The sequence below is a fragment of the Rosistilla oblonga genome (assembly GCF_007751715.1).
In the GTDB taxonomy this organism is placed as follows: domain Bacteria; phylum Planctomycetota; class Planctomycetia; order Pirellulales; family Pirellulaceae; genus Rosistilla; species Rosistilla oblonga.
The window spans coordinates 987,269-1,012,820 of sequence record NZ_CP036292.1 but is presented as its reverse complement, the minus strand read 5'-3'; the positions used below and the strand labels follow the sequence as shown (position 1 = coordinate 1,012,820).

At 58.1% G+C, this 25,552-nt stretch carries 17 protein-coding genes; 8 read left to right on the top strand and 9 right to left on the bottom strand.

What is annotated here, in order from left to right; all coding sequences use genetic code 11:
• Positions 1 to 5: 5 nt before the first annotated feature.
• From CA51_RS03545 to CA51_RS03515, 7 genes are all read right to left on the bottom strand, one after another.
• The gene (locus CA51_RS03545) at positions 6 to 1,016 is read right to left on the bottom strand and encodes a S1C family serine protease (protein ID WP_145117857.1); all 1,011 of its coding nucleotides are present in this window, start codon (positions 1,014 to 1,016) and stop codon (positions 6 to 8) included.
• The gene (locus CA51_RS03540; RefSeq protein WP_145117855.1) at positions 1,006 to 2,724 is read right to left on the bottom strand and encodes a S1C family serine protease; all 1,719 of its coding nucleotides are present in this window, start codon (positions 2,722 to 2,724) and stop codon (positions 1,006 to 1,008) included. Before CA51_RS03540 ends, CA51_RS03545 begins: the two co-directional genes overlap by 11 nt.
• Complete coding sequence (locus tag CA51_RS03535) at positions 2,721 to 3,869, bottom strand: NPCBM/NEW2 domain-containing protein (protein WP_145117853.1); 1,149 nt, start codon at positions 3,867 to 3,869, stop codon at positions 2,721 to 2,723. Before CA51_RS03535 ends, CA51_RS03540 begins: the two co-directional genes overlap by 4 nt.
• Positions 3,870 to 4,370: 501 nt before the next feature.
• On the bottom strand, positions 4,371 to 5,513 hold the full coding sequence (locus tag CA51_RS03530; RefSeq protein ID WP_145117851.1) for a hypothetical protein: 1,143 nt from the start codon (positions 5,511 to 5,513) through the stop codon (positions 4,371 to 4,373).
• Positions 5,514 to 5,658: 145 nt separating this feature from the next.
• A complete protein-coding gene (locus tag CA51_RS03525) occupies positions 5,659 to 7,188 on the bottom strand; it encodes a pilus assembly protein N-terminal domain-containing protein (RefSeq protein ID WP_197451566.1) in 1,530 nt (509 codons plus the stop codon).
• Between the two features lie 320 nt (positions 7,189 to 7,508).
• Positions 7,509 to 8,330 (bottom strand): TrmH family RNA methyltransferase, encoded by an 822-nt coding sequence (locus CA51_RS03520; protein WP_145117846.1) that lies wholly within the window; start codon positions 8,328 to 8,330, stop codon positions 7,509 to 7,511.
• Between the two features lie 39 nt (positions 8,331 to 8,369).
• On the bottom strand, positions 8,370 to 9,395 hold the full coding sequence (locus CA51_RS03515) for an NAD-dependent epimerase/dehydratase family protein (RefSeq protein ID WP_145117844.1): 1,026 nt from the start codon (positions 9,393 to 9,395) through the stop codon (positions 8,370 to 8,372).
• Positions 9,396 to 9,499: 104 nt separating this feature from the next.
• On the opposite strand from CA51_RS03515, the gene CA51_RS03510 reads away from it, so the two are divergent.
• The 8 genes from CA51_RS03510 to CA51_RS03475 all read left to right on the top strand — a co-directional run bounded on the left by CA51_RS03510 (position 9,500) and on the right by CA51_RS03475 (position 19,370).
• The gene (locus CA51_RS03510) at positions 9,500 to 10,639 is read left to right on the top strand and encodes an N-acetyltransferase (protein WP_145117842.1); all 1,140 of its coding nucleotides are present in this window, start codon (positions 9,500 to 9,502) and stop codon (positions 10,637 to 10,639) included.
• 106 nt (positions 10,640 to 10,745) lie between these two features.
• Positions 10,746 to 11,129 carry an exodeoxyribonuclease VII small subunit gene (gene xseB, locus CA51_RS03505; RefSeq protein WP_145117840.1) on the top strand — a complete coding sequence of 128 codons (384 nt, stop codon included), beginning with the start codon at positions 10,746 to 10,748 and terminating at the stop codon, positions 11,127 to 11,129.
• A 185-nt stretch (positions 11,130 to 11,314) separates the two neighbouring features.
• Positions 11,315 to 12,214 carry a polyprenyl synthetase family protein gene (locus CA51_RS03500; protein WP_231745977.1) on the top strand — a complete coding sequence of 300 codons (900 nt, stop codon included), beginning with the start codon at positions 11,315 to 11,317 and terminating at the stop codon, positions 12,212 to 12,214.
• A gap of 2 nt (positions 12,215 to 12,216) precedes the next feature.
• Positions 12,217 to 14,100 carry a 1-deoxy-D-xylulose-5-phosphate synthase gene (dxs, locus tag CA51_RS03495; RefSeq protein WP_145117838.1) on the top strand — a complete coding sequence of 628 codons (1,884 nt, stop codon included), beginning with the start codon at positions 12,217 to 12,219 and terminating at the stop codon, positions 14,098 to 14,100.
• 632 nt (positions 14,101 to 14,732) lie between these two features.
• The gene (locus CA51_RS03490; RefSeq protein WP_231745976.1) at positions 14,733 to 15,728 is read left to right on the top strand and encodes a hypothetical protein; all 996 of its coding nucleotides are present in this window, start codon (positions 14,733 to 14,735) and stop codon (positions 15,726 to 15,728) included.
• A 721-nt stretch (positions 15,729 to 16,449) separates the two neighbouring features.
• Positions 16,450 to 16,815 (top strand): DUF2200 domain-containing protein, encoded by a 366-nt coding sequence (locus CA51_RS03485; protein WP_145117836.1) that lies wholly within the window; start codon positions 16,450 to 16,452, stop codon positions 16,813 to 16,815.
• 92 nt (positions 16,816 to 16,907) lie between these two features.
• Entirely contained in the window at positions 16,908 to 18,227 is a 1,320-nt protein-coding gene (locus tag CA51_RS03480) for a right-handed parallel beta-helix repeat-containing protein (protein WP_197451565.1), read from the top strand.
• A gap of 174 nt (positions 18,228 to 18,401) precedes the next feature.
• Positions 18,402 to 19,370 carry an alpha/beta hydrolase family protein gene (locus tag CA51_RS03475; RefSeq protein ID WP_197451564.1) on the top strand — a complete coding sequence of 323 codons (969 nt, stop codon included), beginning with the start codon at positions 18,402 to 18,404 and terminating at the stop codon, positions 19,368 to 19,370.
• Positions 19,371 to 19,443: 73 nt separating this feature from the next.
• On the opposite strand, the gene CA51_RS03470 is transcribed toward CA51_RS03475, so the two are convergent.
• Both CA51_RS03470 and CA51_RS03465 read right to left on the bottom strand, forming a co-directional pair.
• Positions 19,444 to 23,631 (bottom strand): c-type cytochrome, encoded by a 4,188-nt coding sequence (locus CA51_RS03470; protein ID WP_145117834.1) that lies wholly within the window; start codon positions 23,629 to 23,631, stop codon positions 19,444 to 19,446.
• A gap of 134 nt (positions 23,632 to 23,765) precedes the next feature.
• Positions 23,766 to 25,217: a RecQ family ATP-dependent DNA helicase gene (locus tag CA51_RS03465; protein WP_145117832.1), complete on the bottom strand. Its 1,452-nt coding sequence runs from the start codon at positions 25,215 to 25,217 to the stop codon at positions 23,766 to 23,768.
• Positions 25,218 to 25,552 lie beyond the last annotated feature (335 nt).

Here is a 25,552-nt window from a genome sequence, read left to right as displayed (position 1 = left end):
ACTGACTATCGAACCAGTCTCAGCGACAAGATTTCCGAGCCCCGCTGCAGGACGACCGATACCGGATCGCGGCGATCGATGCTACGCAGCTGCTCCAACAGGCGGTCCTGGTTTTCGATCCGGACCTTCCCGACCAACAGAATCAAATCGTCGGGCCTCAGCCCCGCCGCGGCGGCGGGCGATTTCGGCACGACGGCGTCGACGTAAGCGGGCGTCTGGTCCAAGACATTGGGGACCATCAACAACCCCAGCGTTTGGAAATTATGCGATTTGTCGCGAGCCAACAGCTCCGTTTTTGGCGGCTCAACGATCGCTTCGCCCGAGACGATCGCTAGCAGCCGCGGCCGCAGCGTCGTTGCGGGAAGGGCGTAGTTCAACCAAGCACCGCTACGCGCGTCGCGAAGTTCCTTCCCCAGCATGCCGACCAATTCGCCAGCTCGCGTGACCAAAGCACCTCCCGCCGCGCCGGGGTTATTGGCGACCAAGTCCAAGATCAGGACCTCGCCTTGATAAGCCGATTTGAAGACGCCGCTGCGAGCGTCCAATTCGGCAACGCCCGCGACGTAGCCCTGCATCACGCTCGCGGGCTCGCGTCCGGTGGCGATGTTAAACAGGTTGCTGATCGCTAGCACCGGCTGGCCGGCTTGCGTCGGTGGGACCTCGCGAATCGCAAAGTAGGGCAAATCGCCCGCTTCGATTTTCAAGACCGCCAGTTCTAACTGGGGTTCAAATCCGACAACTTCGGCTTCGAAGCGTCGCCCGTCGTCGAGGATCACCACGGGATCAACGTCCAGGACATAGCTCCAGGCCGTCGCGATGTGCCCTTCGGGAGAGACGAGGAAACCGCTTTGATAGGCTTCCAAACCTCCCAGCCCACCGGCACCGTAGACCTTCACGACTTTACGCCGCGCGTCTTGGATCGTCTTTTTGACGGGATACTGAGCCCGCAGCGTGGCGGTGTTCAGGACCAGCGTCGCCAGCAACGCCACGATCACGCATCGAATTCTATTGTTCATTTGCCGACGCCTTCCATTGTTCGACCTGCATCCGCCAAGCCCGTCGCTCGCCGAAGTAGAGCGACAGTCCCACGGGTTGATTATTGTCCCCCGCTTCGATCAACAACTCCGCCGGGTCGCGAAAGCGATCGGCCCAGCATTCGACAGCTTCCAGCCGCCCCGATTCCGGATCGAAGTAGAACCATGACTCGAGTTCTCCGGAGGTGCCGACCAAGACGTCGCGGAGCGGATATTCGCCACGCAGTGGCATCGTCCCCAGATAATAGACCTCACCGAATCGATCCGGCCCCAATTCAACCATCCGATGCCACGCGTCCAGACAAGCGGCGAAAGCGGGCAATTGCTGGCTATCGATCCCGTCGTAAAGAGCGGTCGGGTCGAGGAGAGTCGGTTGGCCACCATCGGTTGCGATCGAGACCTGCTTGCCCAGAGTCAACTCCAGCACGGGGCCATCGTTGTCGGTCGGGCCTTCGATCGTCCAAGATCCCGACGCATCGGGGCTGTGCTTTTTTAAGGACTCCCACAACCGCTGCTGATGCAGTCGATTGAAGTAGTAATTGGCGTATCCATGTTTGGCTTCGTAAACCGCTTCGACCGACGCGGGCAGTTCGGCGTCGTGCGCATTTGCAGCGGCGATCTGATCCTTCTCGGCGTCCCCTTCCTTTTGCTTCGGTCGGGGTGGAGGTGGCGGCATCGACGCGGCCATCTTCTCCAGCAGTTCATCGCGGCCGTGGACGCCCGCCAAGCGGACGATCGTGTCGACGTTGCGGCCTTCGTGGCGGAAGCTGATCGGCACTCGCCAGCCCTTGGGAAGCGTGCCGAGCACGTTTTGCAGATCGTTAGCCGACGCGACGTCGCGGCCGTTGACCGCCAGGATTTCGGCACCGTAACGCAGCCCGCGGCGGTAGGCGTCGGAGTTCTCGAGGATGTTGCTGACGATCACCTTCCCTTCGTCGGTGGCAACGGTCGCACCTAGCGTGGCGTGGTCGACGATCCGGCCGCTGTGCAGATAGCCGAGGAAATTCTTGGCTTGGTTGATCGAGATCGCATAGCCGACGCCAACGTTTACGCGGCCCCGTTTTTCGAAGGAGGCACGGCCGACGATGCCGATCAATTTCGAATCGGCGGCGTACAGCGGACCGCCCGAATTTCCTGGGTTGATCGACGCGTCGGTTTGCAAGCAATCGGCATATTCCAAAAGCGTTCCCGACGGATATTGATAGCGATGGACGCCGCTGATCAATCCCCAGGTGACGGTCGGTTGCAGGTCGTTGGCCAGCAGGAACGGGTTGCCGATCACCATGCACCAATCGCCCTGTTGGACGCGGTCGCTGTTACCTAGCTCTGCGGCGGAGAAGTCGCTGCGTCCCAGCAGCTTGACCAGAGCCAGGTCGCCGACCGGATCGATTCCCACGATCACGGTGTCGTATAGATTCCCGTCGGCCATCCCGCAGACCATGTAGGCACCCGCGGGGCTGCTGACGTGGAAATTGGTCAGCGCGAAACCTTCGGGATCGATGACCACTCCGCTGCCGCCCCCCGCTCCGCTAGGAACAAACACGCTAACAGCCGACTTGGTCGCCTCGGCGATCGCCGCAATCCGATCCGCTTCGGCTTTCAAAACACTTGCATCGACATCCGCAGCCCCACTGGTTGCCGGCAGGGCGACAAGCAGACACGCGGCTAAAAACGATTTCCGGTCGATCATTTTCGCAACCTCGGTTTCCTGAGCAGAAGAGCATCTCCGGTCGAACTATCCTGCCCCGATTCGACGCGGATCTGCATCCGTCGTTTCCCCGCGACATCCAATTGGATCGCTTCGGGCAATTCCGCCGCCGTCAGCTTCTTGTCCAACGCCGCATCATCGTCCAACTGGATCACCAAACGGACGACGCCGCCGTCGAAGGAGCGGTTGGGAGTTTCGACGATCGTTTCGAACAAGCGGTCGTCGTCGCCCAACCGGATCGTCAGTTCCGAACCAGCCGACAACGCTATCCCCGCAGCGACATCGCGCGGGCCAAACATCGACTTGGAAAATTCGGGATCCAAAAGCCCGCCGATCGCAGCGGTGAAAGAGACGTTTGCCGCGTCGGCGGCTCGCAGCATTCGCACGTTGCCGCGGAATTCGATTTGGTGAATCCGATCCAAGGGGATCGAGCGAGAGATGCCGGCGGGAGTCTCCAGCTGCAGCGTCTTCCCCTGGCCGGTGATTTTGCTAGCGGACCAAGTCGATCCGCCGGCGTCGGTGATCTGAGCTTGAATGCGTGCCGCGTCGCCGTCGCTGCTGCGGAAGACGATCCCTTCCAAGCGATCCAGCGGAGCTTCGACCTGTTGGCCCCCAAGATCGAACGAGACCGCATCGCGGTTGATCGCCAGCACGGTCCCGGCGACTTCGTCCAATTGATCGTTGCCCGCTCGCACGACCAAGGTGTCCGACGGCTTGTCGGCCCCCAGCTTCTGCTCCCATTGATCGTTGATCGCTTTGGCGACTGGAGGGCGGAAGCGGATCGACGCGACTTGCGAGACGGGGACACTCAACAGAGCGTCGTCGGCCGCGGCCCCCAGCAGATCGATCTCCACCGACTTGCCCTGCATCTTCACGTCGCGGGTGAGCAATTGGCTGCCGTCGGCCAGCCCGACGCGGACCGCGGTGGGGGAAGTCGATGAATCGGCGTCGCGTTGCAGTTTGACGACCGATTCGAGCGGGAACTGTTCGGTTTTACCGGCGGTCTGGATCGAGATCGCGTTTTCGTCGATCGCCACCCATTCGCCCGAGACCCTTTGCCCATCGACGCGGTCGACGGTCACTTGACCGAGCCCCGCAGCAATCAGCAATAACCCAATAATAGACATGTTTCGCTAAGCCAGCAGTATTGAACAACGGGAACGCAGGTCGTTCCGATGCTCCATTGTAGGCTGAAATCACAAACATGTCTTGCACTGAGAATTTGCCACCCAGTGCTGTTAACTGTTTGAGCCTAGCCAGATTAGCCGCCACGCGTTAGCGTCCGGTTCCCTTGGACAACCTTACGCTTGCGCATGGCGGCTGATAGCTCAAATTGAAACAGTGATTTGCCCCGGTTTAGCACTACGGGAAATCACGGTTTGTGTCGGAGGATTGCTGGCAACCCGACGCGTGAAAGAGAAACCATGCGAATCACTCGCTCACGCATCGGGTTGCCGATTTCTGTGACGCGAGAGTTTGCCTAGTGATTTGGGCTGGCTGTTCGGCTGGCTCGGGGCGAGATCCGCCTTAAGCGATGGGTACAAACGCAAACACGCTTGCAAGGGCAGAGAGCTTGCAAGCGTGCGCGTCGTTTCGATTCGATGCTGCGGTCGAGACCGCGGCTTCGCTTAGAACAGAACTTCGACCGAAGCTGTCGCACCGTGGAATCCGACCTCGTCGGTTTCGCCGGAAACAAATGCTGCCGACTGATTCGCAGCAACCGTACTGACGTTCATCAAGTACCAGAACTCGTAGCCAATCTTGGCGGAGAGGAAGTTGGTGAAGTGGTAGTCGGCCGAGATGCCGTATTCGATCAAGCCTGAAATGTCGGTGTGATCTGCAGAACTTGCAAAGCGAACATCCGAAAAGTTGATTAGGCCGATGTCAGTATCGGTAAAGTTAGCATAGAGTCCGCCGCGAATACGGCTTCCAACCATCAGCCGTTTCATCACCGGATACATCAGATCGAGCCCCAACTGAGCACCGACCATCGTGTTATCGATGTCATGCTGGTATGCCCGTCCAAGAGTTCTGTTAAGGGGATCATCGGATGTCATATCAAATCGCTCTTCGTAACGAATGACGCGAACACCTGCGACGGTCGAGATCACATCCCAGCCCCATTGTCGATGGTTAAACTCAATACTGTTGAATCGAGTTTTGAAGTCTTGGCGTTCATTGGCGGTGGTCACTAAATCGTTGCCACCATATTCCCATTCCAGCAGACCAGTGAAAGTCGTTTCAAACCCATCGGAGCAATTAAACATTCGGCCAACGGTGAAACGCACGCCGGGCTGGTAGTCGTCGCCGACAAATCCGAAAGGGTTGCTGCTGTAGTTCGCGGAATCCATATCACCTTGAGTGAAATAAAGTCCGTCGAAGCTGCCGTAAAATGCTGGAGCACAACCGTCGGGACAGCCCCAAGCACAGTCATAGCAGTCGTTGGGTCCGAAGTGTGTTCGGCCACGTGGGCGGCGATGGGCGCCGTGCCCCGATTGATTCAGCGGTAGATGGGATCCGCCCGAGACGCCGCCGCCAGCAGGTTGGCGAATGATCCCCGATTGTCGTAGGATCGGATCGCCACCGATAACCTCTTCGCCGGGGCCCAGTTCCAATGCTTCGGCCGACATGATCACGCCGCTGCCGCCGTGATCGGGTTGACCAACTGCAGCTTGATTTGCAGTCTGCAGGATTCCAAATCCAACCGGTTCGGGGGCGTCGTTGAATGGCCACCCCTGCGCAGATGCGGTTCCTGCTAGCAGGATCGCCACTACAAAGGTTGCGTTGCACGCTGCCCTTGGGGGCAACCGGAGAGTTCGCGGTTGTGTCATATCACACTTCTTCATTTCTCTGCCTCGAAGGTTTACTTCCGTGAGAGATCAAGGTCTCTCGAAACCTTAAATTTCAAACCCAGGACTAACGTACAACGATCTCATCTCGCACACGGCGTAAACACGCTGAGCGTACGACCTGCATGATCTTTCTTGCTTGCGTTTCCGTTTCCGCAGTTCCCGATACCACAAACCCGTCTTCGACAACTTGGACCGTGACCTGGGCATCGGAGAACATCGACGTCACCGTCGCGCTCATCTTCCCCGCCAGTTGCTGGTCCTCGGATTCACCTTGTTCGCCATCCACTTGGATCACGTACAAATCGGGTTCTAAGTTGGGCGTGCTCTCGGTCCAAATCGCGACTCGCGTGCGGCCCAATTTGCGGCCCACGACCATCACGCTCTCTTTGCCCGTCGTCACAGCGTTACACACATCGGGATGCTCGACCGACACCCGGACGATCCGGTCCCCGGCAAACAACACGCGGCTCTCGGCGACGCTGACAACAAACTGCGAACGCGCGACAAGGCTGGCAGCAGGATCCATCGTCGACTTAATCGCGACGACTGCGGGATCCACCACCGGCTTCGACTTGGGCTTGGCAATAGGCTGCGGCACATCGACGACAACCTTGGATTCTTTGACGAGCGCTGGAGCCGGAATTGATTCCAGCGACATCGCAACCGATTTATCCGCAGGCGTAGCAACCTCTTCGGCCGAGCCAGCTTCGGGCAACTCTGCGATGCGACGATGCCCACTGTGTTGAGCTAGCGGTTTGGGAGCGAGCCCAGCAGGAGCGGTGCTCACGACACCTTGTGGTGCTGCATGCCGCGACGCAGTTTCGGCCGCCCCGCTCGAGCTCAGCTTGCGTTCTGCCAGCGGATTGCCCCGATCGGCGGAAACCAGTGGACTGATTTTAGGCATCTTCCAAGTCTGACCACTCGGAGAGACTTCGGTTTCCACCGCTGGCTCGGGCTTCTTGGCAATGGGCTCTTGCTCTGCCGATTCTTCGGATTCAACAACCGACACAACTGCCGGGGGACTTATCGGAGAATCGACGACTTCGACGATCGCCGCTCGGCCCGGTCGAACCAATTCGACGGGAGCGGTTTCTGGTGCGAGTTCGGGGATCGAAAGCGATTCATCCGAGATGCTGAACGAAATCCCCGCCTCCTCTTCAACCGGCGCATGGCTCGGCGGCGGAACGATCGTCAACAGACTGCGAGTTTCGGCTGTTGGAAGTTCTTTCAACGCCTTCGAACGCAGATTCAGCCTCGAGATCGAGGGCATATCGCCACTCGATTTAGGAACCACAGTGGCGGCTGGTGTGCGGAATTCCAGTGTCGACGTCGAATCGGGAGCGGCTGTTTGAATGACCGCCAGCGGATTGTGCTGAACTTGGCTATCGATCAATCGCACGCTGCGGCGATTCGATGCGTCTTCCCCTACCTGCTCGGCCGCGGTGTAAGCGATGATACGCGGCTTGGAAATCGGCCCTCGGACCTCTTCGCTCAGCGCTGGCGTCGCGTACTGATTCTGTTGCACAGGAGCAAGTTTGGCTTGCGGCTGATCGGCGGTGCTGAAGCCATTGCTGGTCGCTGTGATGAGCGACACAAGGGCAGCACGCCGCAGATGCCTGGCAAGGCATCGTCGTTGTGGCCAACGCATGATTGACTGTCCAATGAGGTCGTGAGTTCGACATCGACCGCCCCCCTGGCAGTCGCCTCGAAATCGACCATTACAAGCGGGCTGCAATGATCGTCACGAATGGTATCGGGAGATGCATTGGCCCGAATTCAATAATCTTGCAAGCTGTAACGAATGTATCGCTTGTTTTGCGGATTATTAGAGTGCTAGCAACGCGGCGTTGCCGGTAAACTTTGACAGGGTTACCTAGAACGCACGCTTCTCAATTCGAGCCCCCGAAACGGGGATCAAACGTTGCTCAACCTCTGCCGCTTCGCTTCAAACAGGACGACCGCAGCACTCACCGACACGTTTAGACTGTCAGCGATCCCCGCCATCGGGATCCGAAACGCCTCGTGCGGCGCCCGCTCCCACTGTGTTCCCAAACCCTCGGCTTCGTTGCCAAAGACGATAGCTATCGCTTCGGTCAGCGGAAGATCCCAATAGGAACACTCGCCATCGACGCGAGCCAACGCGACTTCGATCTTCCGATCCGCCAACCACTTCGCAACCGCATCGTGATCGCCGATCGCAGTCGGCATCGCAAACACGGTCCCCGCGCTCGATCGGATCGCGTTGGGATTAAACCGATCGGTCGTGGTGCCGGTCAGCAGCACCGCGTCAGCTCCAACCGCATCAGCAGTCCGGTAGATCGCTCCCACGTTCCCCGGCTTTTCGATCCCATCGAGAATCACAATCAAAGGAGCCTGCGGAACCGACAGCCCGTCCAGTGACGCTGAACTGGCAGCCGATGCGACCGCGACGACGTGCGAATCGCGTTGACCGTAGCAGACTGCGGGGAACAGGGCGGAGGCAACTCGAATCAGCGCATCGTTAGCTTCGGCCCAAGCGAGTACTTGCCCAAGTTCCGATTCGGCAGCGACAGCCTCCAGATCGCAGTCCGCCGAACATAATATCTCGCGCGGCAAAATCCCCGACTGGATCGCGCGAAGCGTATCGCGCGCTCCGTCGATCAAAAACTCACCGCTCCGCTTCCGCGCCCGCCGCGATCGCAATTGGACCCATCCGCGGTAGCGGGGATTCGAACGGCTGGTGATGGTCAGTGGCATTTTAGACGCAATCGAGAGGGCAACGTGGAGATCCGCACATCATAGCCAATGGTTGTCGAAGTACCATTGGATCGTTTCGCGGAATCGTTCGTCGATCGAACGCCGCGGCCGCCAATTCAGTTCGGCAAACTCGCGCTTGACCTCGCAGGTCCAAGCGTCCTGAGCCCCCTCGCGTAACTTGTCGAGATTGAATGTGATTCGCTGCTGCTTCACCTGAGCGACCACCTGGCTCATCAACGCAATCGGTCGAACCGCGGTGACGGGCAACGGAATCGTCCAAGCATGAGGCCGCTGCAGCATGCCGCGGACCCTCAAACCGAGCTCACGAAATGACAGTGGGTTTGGATCCGATCCAAAATAAACGCCGTCCTCGACCGAATACGAATGCATCGGTCCGGCTAGGGACTGCAAACAGGTTCCCTGCATCTCCGCTTCGACCAACAGCTTCACCAGGTCGGCGACGTGCACCATCCCGACAGGTGGATCGTGCAGGCCTAGCAAAACATTGCACCGGAGCGAGCGAATCAACCGAAACAGTCGAGCAAACTCACTATCGCGAGGGCCAAAGACAGCTCCAGGGCGAACGATCGTGATCGGCAATCGATCGGCGAACTCCAACGCCACCTGCTCGCCAGCCAGCTTGCTCTGGCCGTACTGAGAGACCGGCTGGCACGGGTCGGTAGCGCGGCGTGGACGCTGCCGCGTCGAAGGGCCGGCGGCAGCCAGCGAGCTGACATGAACCACCCGCACTGGATTTGGCATTTTTGCACAGCCCTGCAACAAACCTCGGGTACACGTTACATTAGCGTGCTGGAGTTGCTGGCGAGTGCCCGCGACTGCCCCGGCTAGATGATAGACGGCACCCACGTTTTCCAAAGCTTTTGAAACCTGGGCTTCGTCAGACAAATCGGCTTCGACCATTTCGACGTCCAAGCCATCCAACCACTTTCGATTCGACGTCTTTCGGACGAGACACCGAACGGGTCGGCCCTGCTTCACCAGATCTGCGACGAGATGTGATCCGATAAAACCTGCCGCCCCAGTCACCAATACAGATTCGTTCATGCCCTTCAACAACCACTATGTTGCCGCTGATCGATAGGGAACAACCTGCCACTTTCCACGTGGCAACCCCCTAACGTGTGCCTGTAAACATACATCGCAAATTAATGACTGAAACATTGAAAATCTGGCCGGTTCAATCGAGCAAAGATCAAAAGCAATTCCTATCTCTCCCCTGGCAAATCTATAGAGGTGACGAGAATTGGATTCCGCCGATCCGCTCGCACCAACGCGAGATGGTGAATTTCAAGCCACATCCATTCTACCAAGACGCCGAGATTCAAACCTTCTTGGCAGCTCGCGGTAACAAGGTCGTCGGCCGTATCGCAGCGTTGGTGAACCACGCTCACAATCGTCAATTCGACGAGCAGCGTGGCTTCTTCGGTTTCTTCGAATGCGAAGACGATCAAGAGGCGGCGACCGGCCTGTTCGAAGCCGCTGCGAAATGGTTGGCCGATAAGGGAATGGACGCGATGCGCGGCCCGGTGAACCCCTCGTTAAACTACGAGTGTGGTCTGCTGATCGATGGCTTCGATCGACCTCCTACTTTTATGATGACCTACAACCGGCCCTACTATCCGGCGCTGGTCGAATCGTTTGGGCTCGCCAAAGTAGAGGATCTCTATGCGTACGATGTCGAGCTATCGATGCTCGACAACCTCGACCCCAAACTTAAATTTGTCGTCGAAGAGGTCGCTCGCCGATTTGAAGTTGAAACGCGTCCACTGAGCCGCAAGAACTTCATGAGCGACGTCCGCTTGTTCTTGGATATCTACAACAAATCGCTCGTCAACACTTGGGGCTACGTCCCGTTGTCCGAAGCGGAGATCGACCACCAGAGCAAGCAGCTGCGGATGCTGGTGACGCCCGAGATGACCAGCATCGCATCGATCAAAGGCAAACCGATCGGCGCCTGCTTTGGGCTGCTCGATTACAACCCGCTGATTAAAAAGATCGATGGCAAACTGTTCCCCTTCGGCTGGCTGCGCCTACTATTGGGACGCCGCCACTTAAAACGCGCCCGCCTGCTCAGCACCAACGTCCTGCCCGAATACCAACGCTGGGGACTGGGCGTTGTGACGATCTATCGGATCTTGCCCGACGCCCTAAAGTTCGGGCTGACCGAAGGCGAACTCTCTTGGGTGCTCGAGAGCAATCAACTGTCGCGTGCCTCGATCGAACGGGGCGGAGCTCAGATCACCAAGACCTATCGTCTGTACGATCGCGACCTCGCCGACTTCAAATAATCGGTCGGTGTAAAACGAAACGACTCTCCCCAATAGTCCCGACGGCAACTGGCAACCACAGCCTTGCCCGCCGGACCTTGAAGCGAAGACTACCCAACGCAGCGTCATGAAGAAAAAGTCGGCTCGAACCAAGACCAGCGAAACCGCCTCCGATAACAGCAACGACGACACACCGCCGCTGCAATTCGAAGAGGGGCTGTCGAAGACCCAGCAGATCGTCCGCGATTTGGAGAGTGGAGACCTGACGCTCGAAGAATCGCTGCAAGCCTACGAAGTGGGCGTCCGCACGATCCGACATTGCCAAGAACTGCTGAACAGCTTCGAACGGCGGATCGAACGATTGACCGGCTTCGACAAAGAAGGCAACCCGATCACCGAACCGTTCGATGAATCGGAGATGACGCTCGAAGAGAAGCAACAAGGGCGCGGCCGCCGACGCGGCGCCGCTGCATCCAAAAAATCAACCGACGACAATGCCAACCTTTTTTAGCACCGAGTTTTTGAACGATTAGGTTTGTCGCCTTTCGCTCCGCGAAAGTGCGATCAGCAACCCCACTTTCGCGGAGCGAAAGGCGACCATTGTTCAAAGCCCATCGTCAAACATTCGAGCCTGCTGATTGAGATACCAGCAAGCCGAAGTCGCATCGCCGAACCAACCATTGTTTTGATCCCAACATGTCGAATCCCGCATCGCCCGTAAAAAACCCGCTAGCCGACTTGGTCCCCGAAATCGATGCGGCGCTCAACGCGGCGCTAGCTCCCCAGGAGGGCTGCCCTCCCGAGCTGAACGAAGCGATGCGTTACAGCCTGATGAGCCCCGGTAAGCGGTTGCGACCAGCGCTGGTCCTGATGGCGGCTGAGGCGTGTGGCGGCGAGCGCAGCGAAGCGATCGCCGCTGCGGTAGCGATCGAGATGGTCCACGCTTACTCCTTGATCCACGACGACCTGCCGGCGATGGACGACGACGATCTGCGTCGCGGGCGGCCTACCTGCCATAAGCAATTCGACGAAGCGACCGCGATCCTGGCCGGCGACGCGCTGCTAACGGCAGCCTTTGAGACGCTAGCGACTGGGATCTCCCAGCCCGAACGAGCCGTCCGCGCCTGCGAAGTGCTCGCAAAATCAGCGGGCCGGTCGGGGATGGTCGGCGGCCAAACGGACGACCTGCTTGCGGAAAACCGAAACGAGCGGCATAACCTCGCCTGGCTCGAAGCGATTCACCGCAGAAAGACGGGAGCCCTCTTCACATGTTCACTACAATTGGGTGCAATTAGTGTAGGGGCTCAAGAATCGCAAATCGCGTCGTTGACGGACTATGCTAGAGACTTGGGCTTGGCGTTCCAGATTGTTGACGACCTCCTCGACTGGGAAGGCGACGGCGACGAAATGGGCAAACAGAGCGGCAAAGATGCCGCTCGTGGCAAATTGACATTCCCAGGATTTATCGGCGTTGACGCCAGCCGAAGCAAAGCCAGCGAACTGGTCACTGCGGCCAAACAGCACGCGGAGTTATTCCGCGGCACCGGCCAACGGTTATCCCAGTTAGCTGACTATGTACTGCAAAGGAGCCGCTAACGATGCACGAACTACTCGCACAGCTTGATTCCGCCGAACCGCTCAAAGACTACTCGGTCAAACAACTCGACCAATTGGCCGATGAGATCCGCGATGTCTTGTGCAATCTGCTGGCCACTCGCACCGCTCACTTCGCATCGAACCTGGGCGTCGTCGAACTCTGCATCGCTCTGCACAGCGTGTTTGATTTCCGCAGCGATCGCTTGATCTGGGATACCGGCCATCAAATCTACCCGCACAAATTGATCACCGGACGGTACAGCGAATTCAAGACGATTCGCACCAAAGGTGGCCTGATGGGTTACCCCAACCCGCACGAGAGCCCCTACGATCTGTTCATGACCGGGCACGCCGGGTGCAGCGTCAGCACAGCCCTTGGCTTGGCCAGCGGCGACGACCTGGCGGGGCAATCGCATCGCAAGAGCGTTGCCGTGATCGGCGACGGCGCGTTCCCCAGCGGCATCGTTTTCGAAGCGATGAACAACGCGGGCGAACTGAACAAAGATCTGTTGATGATCCTCAACGACAATGAGATGTCGATCTGCCCGCGCGTCGGCGGCGTCGCCCGCTACCTCGATCGGCTCCGCGGCAATCCCTTCTACACCGGCCTCAAGCAAGAGGTGGCGCGGGTACTGAACCACGTTCCCGTCTTCGGTGATCCGACCGAACGCCTGCTGGCTCAGATGAAGGAAGGTGTCAAAGCGGGCGTGCTCGGCGGCATGATGTTCGAGGAGCTCGGCTTCCGCTACGTCGGTCCAATCGATGGCCACGACATCGGCCTGCTGAAAAAGTACCTGGCGATGGTCAAGGATCTCAGCGGCCCCGTGCTGTTGCACGTCGTGACCGAAAAGGGACGCGGTTATGTCCCCGCCGAACAGGATCCCGTCTACTTCCACACCCCTCCGAAGTTTGTCGATGAAGGGGGCAAGCCGGTCCCGGCCAGCGGTTCCAGCCAACCGGCCTACACCAATTTTGCTCGCGATGCGATCCGCGACGCGATGCAACGCGACGAGCGAGTGACGGTGATGACTGCGGCGATGTGCCAGGGCAACAAATTGGAGCCGGTTCGCGAGCAGTTCCCCGATCGGTTCTTCGATGTCGGAATCTGCGAATCGCATGCGGTCGCCTTCGCCGCTGGACAATGCAAAGCGGGCATGCGACCGATCGTCGACATCTACAGCACCTTCCTACAACGCAGCTACGACCAGATCTTCCAGGAAGCATGCCTGCAAAAGCTGCCGGTCGTCTTCATGCTGGACCGCGCGGGGCTGACCGGTCCCGACGGCCCAACGCACCACGGCCTGTTCGATATCGGATACATGCGTGTCTTCCCGAACCTGACAGTCATGGCGCCCGGCTACTCGGAAGAACTCGCCCCAATGCTCGACTACGCGCTCCAATCGGATGTCGCCACATCGCTCCGCTATCCCAAGTGCTCGGCACTGCACATGCAGCGCAAACCCGATCCGATCGAAACCGGCAAAGCGGAATATATCCAACGCGGCACCGACGTGGCGATCGTCTCCTTCGGAGCGTTGTTGGATCAAGCCTTAGAAGCTGCCAAGCAATTGGAATCGGAAATGAGTGTGACCGTGGTCAACGCCCGATTCGCCAAGCCGATCGATCGCGAGATGGTCGCCGAGGTGATTGAGAGCTGCGGACATGTGATCACGCTCGAAGAGGGTGCGTTGCAAGGCGGCTTCGGTTCGGCCTTCCTGGAAGCGGCTAACGACATGCACCTGGACACCCGAGGCATCACGCGACTGGGAATCCCCGACATGTTCGTCGAGCACGGCGAACGGGAGGAACTGCTGCACGATCTCTCGCTGGACGCCGACGCGATCAAAAAAGCCTGCCGCGGAATCCAAAGCACCGTCGCGGTCTAATCCGGCTCTCGGTTTGGGGCCGAGGTGACGATTCCTTTTTCTTTCGGTACCCGTACGGTCACGAGCAACCACGTGGCCACAGGCACCTTCCACGCCTTGAGAGTCACAGCGATTGCTTTCTGGGCGTTCCCAACCGGGAATCAAACGCAGACCGGGACGAAGTATCGTTTCAGGTCACATCAAAATCGCTTGCCGGGGCGAGCATGGTAGGGTGTGACGTCTGCGAAAATGTTGCCTGCACCGAAGGGCGACTCTTCTGGAAGGGTTGTCGCAGCCAGAGGGGCTGTGTGGACGCTGGGTCTTTTTTTTGAATGGTTGAGTTGTTTCAAGTTGAGCGTTCACTTGAGGGAATTGGCTATCGGCGGAGTCGAATTGGTACCTCGGTGATGCGGTGCGTGCGGCTCATGTGACAGGAACGCACAATTTTGCCTGAAGGCAGAGCGGGTTTGGCTTCGGGTGACGACGGATCTGCGATTGATAGCAGCTTGGCAATCTGTGTTGTTCGCTGATATCAAAACGCAGCAGCGAGGCTCTGCCGGTCGATTCGCTTCCCTATGAAAACTGCGCGTTGTTCGAGTTGATCGGCCCCGTGGATCGGTCATCGACAATGTCATCGGCACAGGGGATGGATTATGAATTGTGTTTGGAAGGTCTCGGCTCTTGCCGTCGTCATGGTGTTTTGTTTGACGTCATTTGTTTCAGCCGAGCAAACCAGTGAGTCCAATCCAGTGGGGCTGGTCGGGTACGAGCCAGCGAGTTACGACGCCGATGGATGGCTGTCTTCGCTGAAACAACATCTGCGTCCAAGCGATCACTGCTTTGATGACTTCATCAGCCCAATGATCGACTTTGTTCACTTTGAAGATCCTCGCAACTTGACGGAACTGCGTCCCATCTTTATGACGCATCAATTCCCCGCGACGCTTGGCCCGGGGAACATTCCTGCGGGCGGTTCGGTACAACTTTTTGCGTTGCAGTTCCGCATGGCTTTGACCGAACGACTCAGCTTTATCGCGGTCAAAGATGGATACATCTTGGACAATAGCGAAGGAGCGTTGGACACGCTGTTGTTGGATTCCGGATGGGCGGATGTGACGGCGGGCCTGAAGTACAACTTCATCCGCGACACACAATCGGGAACGTTGCTGTCCGGCGGTTTCACCTACGAGATTCCACTCGGTAGCAAACAATCGTCTCAGGCTATCGGCGATGGCCAGTTCCACTTTTTCGCGACCGGTGGTCAGCGTTTATTGGGTGGCAACGCTCACATTCTTAGCTCGATTGGCTGGCAATTGCCGGTGGATCAATCGGTTCAAAGCACCACGGTCCACTGGAACAATCACATTGACATGAAGGTGACCGACCGCGTTTACCTGTTCACCGAAAACTCTTGGTGGCACTGGGTCGATGAAGCGGAGAACGGTTTGGCACTGGGTGTCTCGGGACAAGACCTGCTCAACTTGGCGGCGACCGATGTCGAAGGCAACGATTTGGTCACACACAATGTTGGCATGAAGTTTAAACCAAGCGGAAATATCGAAGCTGGTATCGCTTACGAGTTCCCCCTGACTGCGTTCAAAGACGTTTTGGAAGACCGAGTGACAGTGGACATGATCTTCCGATATTGATCCACGTCGCGCGACAGAAGGGCGGACACTCCGGTGCGAGGTTGCATAAATTGACTCTGGAAGAGTCAACTATTCTGCCAACCTCATCCCGGCAATCATCTAAGCGGCGTGACCGAACTGTTGCTGTTGAGCCACGCAGTCGATCCGGTTGATCTCGATCCGATCTTCAGGACGGGGTTTATTGGCAGATCGATCGCAGCAGCGATGATAAGATTGGTGGCGGCAAGCAGAGACAGCATAACTTGGGAGAGGAATCGAAAACGCTAGCCAAGCATTTCGTGGATGTCTCCTTCTCTCCTTACCATTTGATTACTCACGCTTTTTGGAATCGCGGTTCCCCAAACGCACTGCCGCGTAAACGATGCAGAACGGTATGGCGATTCCCGCCAAACCAACGGCCGCAATAATGATGATTTCCAAGACGCCAATTCCAAACATCGGTGGCACTCCGGCTTGAGGGAAGATACTTTTCTACGAAGTATTCGTCGCAGCCTCAACAAACTTGGAAACATTTCGTTTTGCACAGCAGGTCCAGGGCAGGGCTCCCAACGGGCACAGCCCAACTCGCAATCGATGCCCAGCAGTTACCGGATGCTCCCAACAGCTCCCGTCCCCACCTGTTTCTATTTCTTCGCGTAAACCAAAGAACTTTCAGGGCCTTCGATGGTTAAAATCGGTTGAGGCAATCCAGCACCGCCGCGATTTGGAAGAGTATCCCAGAATGGGCACCACCAGCGACCACGACAATCGGATGGCGAACCTGACCTTTGCGTCGGTCTACCCGCACTATCTTGCGAAGGTGGAGAAGAAGGGACGCAGTCGCGAGGAATTACATCAAGTAATCCGCTGGCTGACCGGATTCGATGACAAGGCGTTGCAGAAACAGATCGACGACAACACGACATTCGAACAATTCTTCAAGCGGGCGAAGCTGAACCCTAATGCGCACCTGATCACGGGAGTCATCTGCGGGTATCGCATCGAAGAGATCGAGACCCCACTGACACAGAAAGTCCGTTACATGGACAAATTGGTCGACGAACTCGCCAAAGGCCGGAAGATGGAAAAGATCCTGCGAAGCGAATAAACTCGCACGCAACGATCTACCGACTCTTCGACGCACCACGCCATGCTCCGCAGTGACGGTTGCTGGCGTCCGCGGCCCCAACGGAAATTGAAATGAAGCGGACCACCAACTTCTCGATGCCCCTCTACGCGACCTGGATCCTGATCGCAAGCCATTGCCTGCCGTGCCTTGTCGATGCCGCCGATTTCCATCTGACTGTGCAAGGGGCCGGACGCAAGGATGGCTCCACCTGGGAACACGCCCTGGACCAGCAGGCACTCTCGGACGTCGTCAACAAAACGATGATGCCGGGCGATCGGTTGCTTTTGGGAGGCGGCGTCTACAAGGACGCTCGACTGACGATCACTCAAGGAGGCGCCGACGGATCCCCCAAGACGATCGCGGGCGTCGACCGCGGAGAGGGCCTGCCGGTCTTCATATCGACATGGTCGGAGGATAAACCCGACAAAGGTGCCACGGCAGTGCAGATCAAACCGGGAGCTGGGTATCTGGTTCTCGAAGGGCTGCGGATCGAGGACTACAAAAACTGCGTCCTGGTCTCTGCCGGGAAGGAGGGAGCGAACTGTCCGCACCTGGTCTTCAACGACGTCGACATGCGGCGGTTTCGGCACGGGTTCTACCTCTCCGGTTGCGACGACTTGCAGTTGCATGGCTGCGATCTTCGCCGCTACACCAAACATGGGTTCCGATTTGAACAAGGTTGCAACCGCGTGACCCTACGGCAGTGCACGGCCGATTGCTCCGAAGGGGACGCCTATTGGGAGACGAAGACGGAGTTGTTTCCGTTTGGCTTTATCGTCAACAACGGCGGCGTCCCCAACTCACAGTTTGTGTTTGAAGACTGCCTGGCGCAGAACAACCTGATGCCGCTGCAGAAGAAGCGTTACAAGAATGGTGACGGCTTTGTCGTCGAAGGGAATACATCGGACGTCCGCTTCACGGGTTGCCGAGCCATCCGCAACCAGGACGGCGGCTTCGATCTGAAGGTCGACGGCGTCCAGCTTGTCGATTGCATCGCACTTGGCAACTCGCGCAACATCCGGATCTGGAAGTCCGCCACGCTGAAAAATTGCTTTTCTGGTTGGGCATCGTGCGGCCTGTGGTGCAACGGCGGGCCGATCACCGTCGACCGGTCGACTTTCCATGCCATGCGAACCGCCGCGGTACAGACCGACGACAAGGCGAAGCAACCGATCACGCTCCGCGATTGCCTAATCACGTCATGCCCGCAGACTCATCGCAAGACGGCACGCGGCAAAGTAGAGACCGATGCAACGGTGGTGGCCGAAGAGGCTGACGCGGCATACATGCAGCCCAGCCCTGGTTGGGATGGTCTGGGAACCGCGTTCAACAGCCGAACCTATCCGGCCAAGGGATACCATCAACCGCTCTCAGCCAACGCCACCAAGTGAACGCAATGCTATTTCGCCCCAACCAATCCCAACGGAACAATCGCTTACAGCTTCGCATACGGGCAAGCCTGAGCTAGCGACATCGGATCGGCTGCACAGGAAATTCAGAACCTGCAACGCCCGGGTACCACCAACCGTTTGAACGACGACTCTACTCGATTGGAACGAATCACGATGAAACCGATGATCCCCTCGGTCTTTCGAACCACTTTACTCGCCACCTTGTTTGCAACCGCTGGATTTGCCGTCGCTCAAGAAGCGGTCATCGACCTGCCGAGGAATTTTGATGAAACCCGCCAACGCAATGTTCCGGTGGCGATTCATCTGCCGAATAGCCGCGAGGCTCAGCCGCTGGTACTGGTTTCCCACGGCGGGGCGGGCAGTCGTCATGGTTTGTACGCCTTGGCCGCCGAAATGGCGAAACAAGACTATGTTGTGATCTGCCTGGAGCACGTCGCCAGCAACACCGACGACATCCGCCGTCGTATGCGAATCCAAAAGCTTGGCTTCAAGGAAGCTCTTTTGGAATGCGGCGATGACATGACGGCGAGAAAGAACCGACCGCTCGACGTACGGTTCGCGATCGATCTCGCCGAGCGACTCAACAGTTCGGACGCCAGAATCCGAGATCGCATCGACCTATCGAAGATCGCGATCCTAGGACATTCTTACGGTGCCTACACCGCGATGGTCAGCTGCGGAGTCAAACCGGTTGGCATCGACGAGGACCTTTCCGAACCTCGCATCGGACTGGGGATCGCCATGAGTCCGCAGAGTTCCAACGGAAACTTCTTCGACCGAAACAGCTTTTCCGAAGTCGAGGTTCCGTTTGTCGGGATCTCCGGAACACGCGACATTCAAGGGAACGGGCACCGTGACTTTTTTAAGCTGATGCCTTCAAAGGACAAACATCTGCTGTGGTTCTACGATGCCAATCACTTCAGCTTTTCCGATCCCACCGGCGGCTCCCGCAAGCTGATGCGGACCGACACCGACGTCACCCATGCGTTGCAAATCATTGTCCCGCGAATTCTGGACACCTACCTCCGCGGCGCTCCCAAGCTCGACCAAACCGCTCGCAACGCCTTGGTGAAGAAGAGCCTCGGCGGCAAGGTCCGCCGAATCGAATGGCAAACAAACTGACTCGAACGGTCTCGAGGCTGACGCCCCGAGCTACCGACGGGAACTCCTCCGGAGTCAAAACGTGCCACCGATCCTACTTAGGAACCGTTCGTAGCGTGTAGAACGCGCGGTCGGGGAAGAAGGCCGCTGAGTCTGACTTTGCCATCGACTTCAGATTGAATTCGTAGACGTAATCGGGACGCAGTGGATTGGCCAGTTCGATGACTGCGGTTCGCTTGTCCGGATCGTAAGCGACCGAGGCCACGGTTTCGGAGCGGTTGTTTTTGTCGTCGCCGCCGTACGCGGGCGTCGATTCTCGCGTGTAGGATTGGACCGCGTAGTTGTCCGAATCGGCTGCCGCATTCGCAGCGACCTCTCCGGTAAACTCGACGATAAACCCTGTCGATGTTGCTCGCACTTCTCGAATCCCCGCGGGCAGTTCCGATTCGACGAGCTCCATCCGCACGACGCTTCCCGTGTTCTGCCCCGCTCCCCAACCGCTGTCGCGGATGTTGCCGATCACCAACGCTCCGTCGGGCGAGACCGCTGCGGAAATCGGCCCCAACATCGCCGGGCCAGTCGGCGGTTGATCGTAGCTGAACGGATAAGCCGCTCCCTGAATCGTGTCGCCCACTTTTTCAAGACTCATGCGAACCAGCCGCCGCGTATCGTATTCGCATCCGACCAGATGCCCTTCGAAGGGACCAAACGCATCGCTGCCCAACTCCTCAGGCGACTCAAGGAAGCAGATCCCGTTAACGCTACGCGTCCAAGGGTGCGGGATATCGATCGCCGGTGCGGTCAGCGGCGGATTAAATCCGTCCTTGCGTTCCAGCCGGTTGATAAATCCGTAACGATGCCCCTTCATCACATGATTGAGTTCATTGAACGGGTTGTAGTTGCCCTGGTTGTCGGTCACAAACAGATCGCCTCCACGGTTCCGGGCGATTCCGATCGGGAAGCGATGCCCGCCGCTGAGCACTTCGATATCGAAATGCTGCGGATTGGCGGCACTCGGCCGCCGCGGATTCAACCGCAACACAGTCCCTCGCAGATAAGCAGCTGGCTGAGTCCGCGTATCCTGCTGACATGCGAGAGCGACGTAATAGCTGCCGTCGGCATCTTGAGGCAACCCGGTGGCCCAATCGTGATAGTCGGCGGTATGCCCCCATCCGCTCACCAGGTTCTCCACGCGGCCGTCGTCGAACAGACGCAGCAACGCATATTTCGTGATCACATCGACGTAGTCTTCGCCAGCGCTGATACCAAACGGCGCGGCCAGTTCGTCGCTGTACTGCGTCACGCGATCGGGAATCTGATCGCCATCGGTATCCTCGCCGCGGAAGACACGTCCCTTGAGATCGGCGATGAACATCGTTTGCGGATCGCGCCAGGCCATCGCCACAGGCATGATCTCGTGCGACAGCGGCAACTGGATCGACTTGAAGCCTGGCACCACATCCAACGCGATCGATTGCAGATCGTCATCCGCCGCGTCGAACTTCGGCAAGCGATCGACTGGCAACTCTGCGAGGTAGTTCAATTGAACCGGCTGGTTCGACTGCAGCAACAACTTGCCTGTCGGATCAAATTTTGTCGCTTCATTCCCCGCAGCAACGTACAGCTTGGTTTTGTCTTTCGCTCGCAAATTCCCATCGCCAGCGAGTTGAAACTCGTCGCCAGCGGCGCGGAACCGTAGCGTCCAGTCTGCGGGGACCTCGCCGGAAACCACTCGTCGGCTCCAGCCCGAGGCTCCGTTTTCTCCAGCGACTACGGAATACAACTCTTCGACGGGGACCACGATCTCGACATCGTCGGAAGCTTGAAACTTCAAGCGGTACTCGAATTGCAATCCATCCGCGGTCTGACGCCACGCGTCGGGCTCGGTGATAAATTGCCGCTCGCGAATCGGCATCAGCACCTCGCCCGAGGTCTTGGAGACCAGAGCAAAATCGGCATCGGATGTTGGAGCGTCGATCAAGTTCACGCCCCCCGCTTCCCAGTGCCACGCTTTGCCTTCGGTATATTGCGATGCAGTATCGCCCATCCACCAACCGGTCAGCCGAGCTTCGGCCAGGTCGAACAAGATGTTATGTCGATTGGGTAACCCAATCAGAAACGGTTTGATGTATTGTGTCTCGTCGACTCGCAATACGTCGGTCAAAACGTGGGTGTCGTCGCTGAGATCGTTTCCACTATGGCGGACCACTCGGACCGCGTCGGGACGCGGCGGGCGGAAGCCTTCGAGATTCAAGACCTGCCAAACGGCACCGATCTGTTGATCCAAGTTGTCGTGCAGCACGCCGTCGACCGGCACCTTGATCGCCGGCATTTCGACGCGTGGAACCACGCGTAACGGATCGGCAACCCAGCGGTCGAACCACTCCTTGCGAACATCTTTGCCCAGCCCCGCCAGATTCGGACCACGCGAATTGACTGGCGCCTTGGCCGGGGAAACGTCGCCGATACTGTGACAGCTGACACATCCGAAACCGTTGCTGGTAACCAGACGCGGCCCGACGGCGAGCAGTGCCGATTCGCTCAGCTGCGCCGGTTGCTCGGCTTGGCCATGAGCGGGGATTCGGTCTTGAGCGATGAACCAATCAGCCAAGCGATCGGCTTCGTCCGCGTTGAACCGGAACTTCGGCATCCGCACCTGCAACCACGGGCGTCGCTTGGGAGCTTCGCCACGAACGGCTTGCTGCAGCGAAGCGTCTTTTAATTTGTCGCCGATGCTGTTCAGCGACGGCGGCGTCAGCACGGCAGCATGTTCGAAGGCGTCCGAGTTTTCAGAGGCGATCGCAAAGGCGAGCTTCGCATTTCCTGTGGCCAGGTTGCGAGGATGACAAGCCAAACAATTGCTGCGTCGCAACACATCGGCTCCACTAAATTGAATTTCCGCGTCCGGCAGGACCGCGTCGACAGCCGCTTTGATCGCTTGCTGGTCCTCGTCGCCCAATGCGTAATGCGGGCGATCGGCTCCGGTCGAACCGACGCACGCCTGCGACCAATCGCTTTGCGAAGTCAAAGCGATCTTGGCCAATGACGGAGCGGGACGAAGCGATTCTTCGATCTCGTGACACGACGCACAGCGATTTTGCTTTACTAATTGACGTCCCATTTCGATCAGCGCCGGATCGCCAAGCCACTTCGGCTGAGCAGCGTCATCACTTTTTGCGGCGTCCTGCTGTAGATAGGTCGCCAGATCGGAAGCTTCCAATGCGGACAGCTCAAATCGCGGCATGCGATGATGAGCGTTGACCGCCGCGGGGTTGAGCAGCCAACGGGCAAAGTAGTCTTGAGGTCGCTTCGCGGCGACTTTTTCAAGCGATCCGCCCCCCAGCAAATCCTGTGTCCCCAGGCCTCCCTTTTCGTGGCAGGCCAGACAGCCCATGCCGACAAAAAGGTCATGCCCACGCTCGACGGGTTTCTTCAGCTTTTGGCCCCGCTTCGGCTTGGGCTGCTTCACCGCCGCCAACTTCTTCGGCGACTGGTCCTTGGACAATCCAAACAGATAAGCCGCGACCGCTTGGCTCTGCTTTTCAGTCATTGCGAAATGGGGCATCTTGGTCGACGCATCGGCGTCGGAGGTCGACTGCATCAGCCGATCGACGACCCACGACGGGTGTAGATTGCCGGTCAAGCGTTCGAGCGACGGAGCGTCCAACGGCGGTGAAGCACCACCGATCTCATGGCACGCGGCGCAGCGGAACGCTTCAGCCAACGCGTGCCCACGAGCAAAGCCGTCTTCGGGTTCGTCTTCGATCTCGTGCAGCGTGTTGGCCGGATTGATCGGCTCCCACGAAAACGAATCGCTCGACCAAAACAGACGCATCGCCGCGGCATCGGATGTTTTTTGGAAGCGGATCGTCAAGTCGTGCATCCCGGCTCGCAACGGGAACGCTTCGCCAGCGATCCAATCGCGCTGCGGCGACTGACAGTCCAACAGCACTTCGTCGTCGACTTCGAACTTTACTTGGCCGATCGAATCGGAGGCGAAGCGATAGGTGCCGGCGGTGCGAACCAAGAGCTGCCCCTGCCAGACCACTGAAAATTTGTTGGCATCGATCCGCGGATCGGGAGCGGCATCGGCCCAATCGAAGGTGAGGCCCGAATCGACGCGAACCGCGGTGTGCCCATCGGCATCGAGATAGGTTCCGATCAGTCCAGGCTTGGGGAAATCGTCGAACAGGTCGTCGTCTTGAGCGATCGCGGGATGAGCAACCAAGAAGCTGATCGCGCAAAGGAAAAGACGAGCCTTAAAGGTCAAAGAATGATGCATCGGAAGAAGCTGTCAGGTGGGAGGCGGGAGCATTTCTGCAGCAGCGGGGCAACGGAGAATGCCGCAAGCTGCCGAGACTTTATGATAATCGGAAAACAGCCGAGGTACGCTGTCGCCAGCGATTGTATCGGAAATCAAGCTTCCGTTTGAGATTCTGCGACGCCAAAGTACTCGTTCAAGAAATCTTTGCGGTCCCCTTCGTGCTTCACGTATTGGACCAACGCGTACAGTTTTTGCTGGTCGCGACGCAATTTTTCGTCCAGTTGATCCTGGTCGGACAATTGCGGCGGCATCGGTCCGGTCACGCGGGCTTTTAGCGGCCGCAGCGATCCCTCGATCGCTCCCCACCGGTGCAACATCGATAGCGCGGTATCGAGCCGATGGTCGTGCTTGTCTTTCCGCGTCAGTTGATCGCGGAGCCATTCGATGCCGTAAGCCTGGATCTGCTCGGCGTCGTGGTTCAGGAAATCGTAGACGCGGCGATAGTACTCCGCCGACGGATTGCTCCAGCCGATGAATTCCATCTGCGTCGCCAGATCCGCTTCCTCGTACAGCAGCGTACACTGCGACGGCAGACCATCACGGCCAGCTCGCCCGATCTCTTGGTAATACGACTCCATCGAACCAGGCACATCGGCGTGGACCACGTAACGAATGTCCTCTTTGTCGATGCCCATCCCAAAGGCATTGGTCGCCAAGACCATCCAATCGGGCTGCAGCATGAATTCGTCTTGCACGCGGCGACGCTCGTGACGCGGAAGATCACCGTGATAGACAAGATGCGGAACGCCGCGCGACAACAGGCGGTCGCTGAACTGTTCCAGCGTCTTGATCAACGTGAAGTAGACGATCCCGCTTCCCTCGGCTTCCTCGCGGATCCGCAGCATCTGTTGCAGCTTCTCGTCTTCGCCCCAGACATCGAGCACCTTCAGCGAAAGGTTGGGGCGATCGATTCCCTCGTGGAACGTCCGCGCTTCGTGTGGTTGCAACCCAAGTTGGGCGACGATATCGGCCTGCACTTGCGGAGTCGCCGTGGCGGTCAAAGCGATCGTTATTGGATTACCGAGCGTCTGGCGGATCTCTTCCAACCGCGTGTAGTCGGGCCGGAAGTCGTGTCCCCACTGGCTGATGCAATGCGCTTCGTCGACGGCCAGCAACGGGATCTCGCGACGCGACAACTGCTCCAAAAAATCGGTTTTGCGAAATCGCTCGGGCGTCACGTACAGCAGATCGTATTTCCCCTCGCCGATCTCCTTGTAACGCTTGTTCCGCTCCTTGCGATCCAACGACGAATTGACAAACGTCGCCGATATATCGCGTCGAACCAACGTGTCGACTTGATCTTTCATCAGCGCGATCAAGGGTGACATCACCAGTGTCAGTGGCCGCCGCTTGGTCTTTGCGGCCCGAGATTCCGCAGCCAGCATGAGCGCCGGGATCTGGAAGCAGAGCGATTTGCCCATCCCGGTCGGCATGATCACCAACGCATGCTGACCGGACAGCACGTGGTCGACAATCTGAGCCTGCTTGGCGCGAAACTCCGAATAACCAAAAAATTTCTTCAGAACGGAAACGGGAGTATTCAAGAGCGTCAGCAGAGCAAAAAAGAGGAATGTAGCAGGTGCTTCCAGTTGTTATGCATGCACCAATCCACCGGCACAGGCACTGGTTTAACCGCGTGCCCAACGGGCCGCGCGCGGGGCGTTGCCCACGCGGTTAAACGAAATCGAGGGCGGCGAGCGAGACGACGCCCACGCGGTTAAACGAAATCGAGGGCGGCGAGCAAGACGATGCCCACGCGGCTAAAGGATATCGAGTGCGGCGCGAGGCGATGCCGACGCCGTTAAACGCAATACCGTTCAATGATGCGTAGTGGACGAGGTTACGAGTCCTTTTGCATCAGACCAAATCGCTGGGACTC

Bases quoted from the DNA above. Each gene is read 5' to 3' on its own strand.
- CA51_RS03545 (WP_145117857.1), bottom strand. From the start codon at position 1,016: ATGAACAATAGAATTCGATGCGTGATCGTGGCGTTGCTGGCGACGCTG.
- CA51_RS03490 (WP_231745976.1), top strand. From the start codon at position 14,733: ATGAATTGTGTTTGGAAGGTCTCGGCTCTTGCCGTCGTCATGGTGTTT.
- CA51_RS03520 (WP_145117846.1), bottom strand. From the start codon at position 8,330: ATGCCACTGACCATCACCAGCCGTTCGAATCCCCGCTACCGCGGATGG.
- xseB (WP_145117840.1), top strand. From the start codon at position 10,746: ATGAAGAAAAAGTCGGCTCGAACCAAGACCAGCGAAACCGCCTCCGAT.
- CA51_RS03500 (WP_231745977.1), top strand. From the start codon at position 11,315: ATGTCGAATCCCGCATCGCCCGTAAAAAACCCGCTAGCCGACTTGGTC.
- CA51_RS03475 (WP_197451564.1), top strand. From the start codon at position 18,402: ATGAAACCGATGATCCCCTCGGTCTTTCGAACCACTTTACTCGCCACC.
- CA51_RS03470 (WP_145117834.1), bottom strand. From the start codon at position 23,631: ATGCATCATTCTTTGACCTTTAAGGCTCGTCTTTTCCTTTGCGCGATC.
- CA51_RS03510 (WP_145117842.1), top strand. From the start codon at position 9,500: ATGACTGAAACATTGAAAATCTGGCCGGTTCAATCGAGCAAAGATCAA.
- dxs (WP_145117838.1), top strand. From the start codon at position 12,217: ATGCACGAACTACTCGCACAGCTTGATTCCGCCGAACCGCTCAAAGAC.
- CA51_RS03485 (WP_145117836.1), top strand. From the start codon at position 16,450: ATGGGCACCACCAGCGACCACGACAATCGGATGGCGAACCTGACCTTT.
- CA51_RS03540 (WP_145117855.1), bottom strand. From the start codon at position 2,724: ATGATCGACCGGAAATCGTTTTTAGCCGCGTGTCTGCTTGTCGCCCTG.
- CA51_RS03515 (WP_145117844.1), bottom strand. From the start codon at position 9,395: ATGAACGAATCTGTATTGGTGACTGGGGCGGCAGGTTTTATCGGATCA.
- CA51_RS03535 (WP_145117853.1), bottom strand. From the start codon at position 3,869: ATGTCTATTATTGGGTTATTGCTGATTGCTGCGGGGCTCGGTCAAGTG.
- CA51_RS03480 (WP_197451565.1), top strand. From the start codon at position 16,908: ATGAAGCGGACCACCAACTTCTCGATGCCCCTCTACGCGACCTGGATC.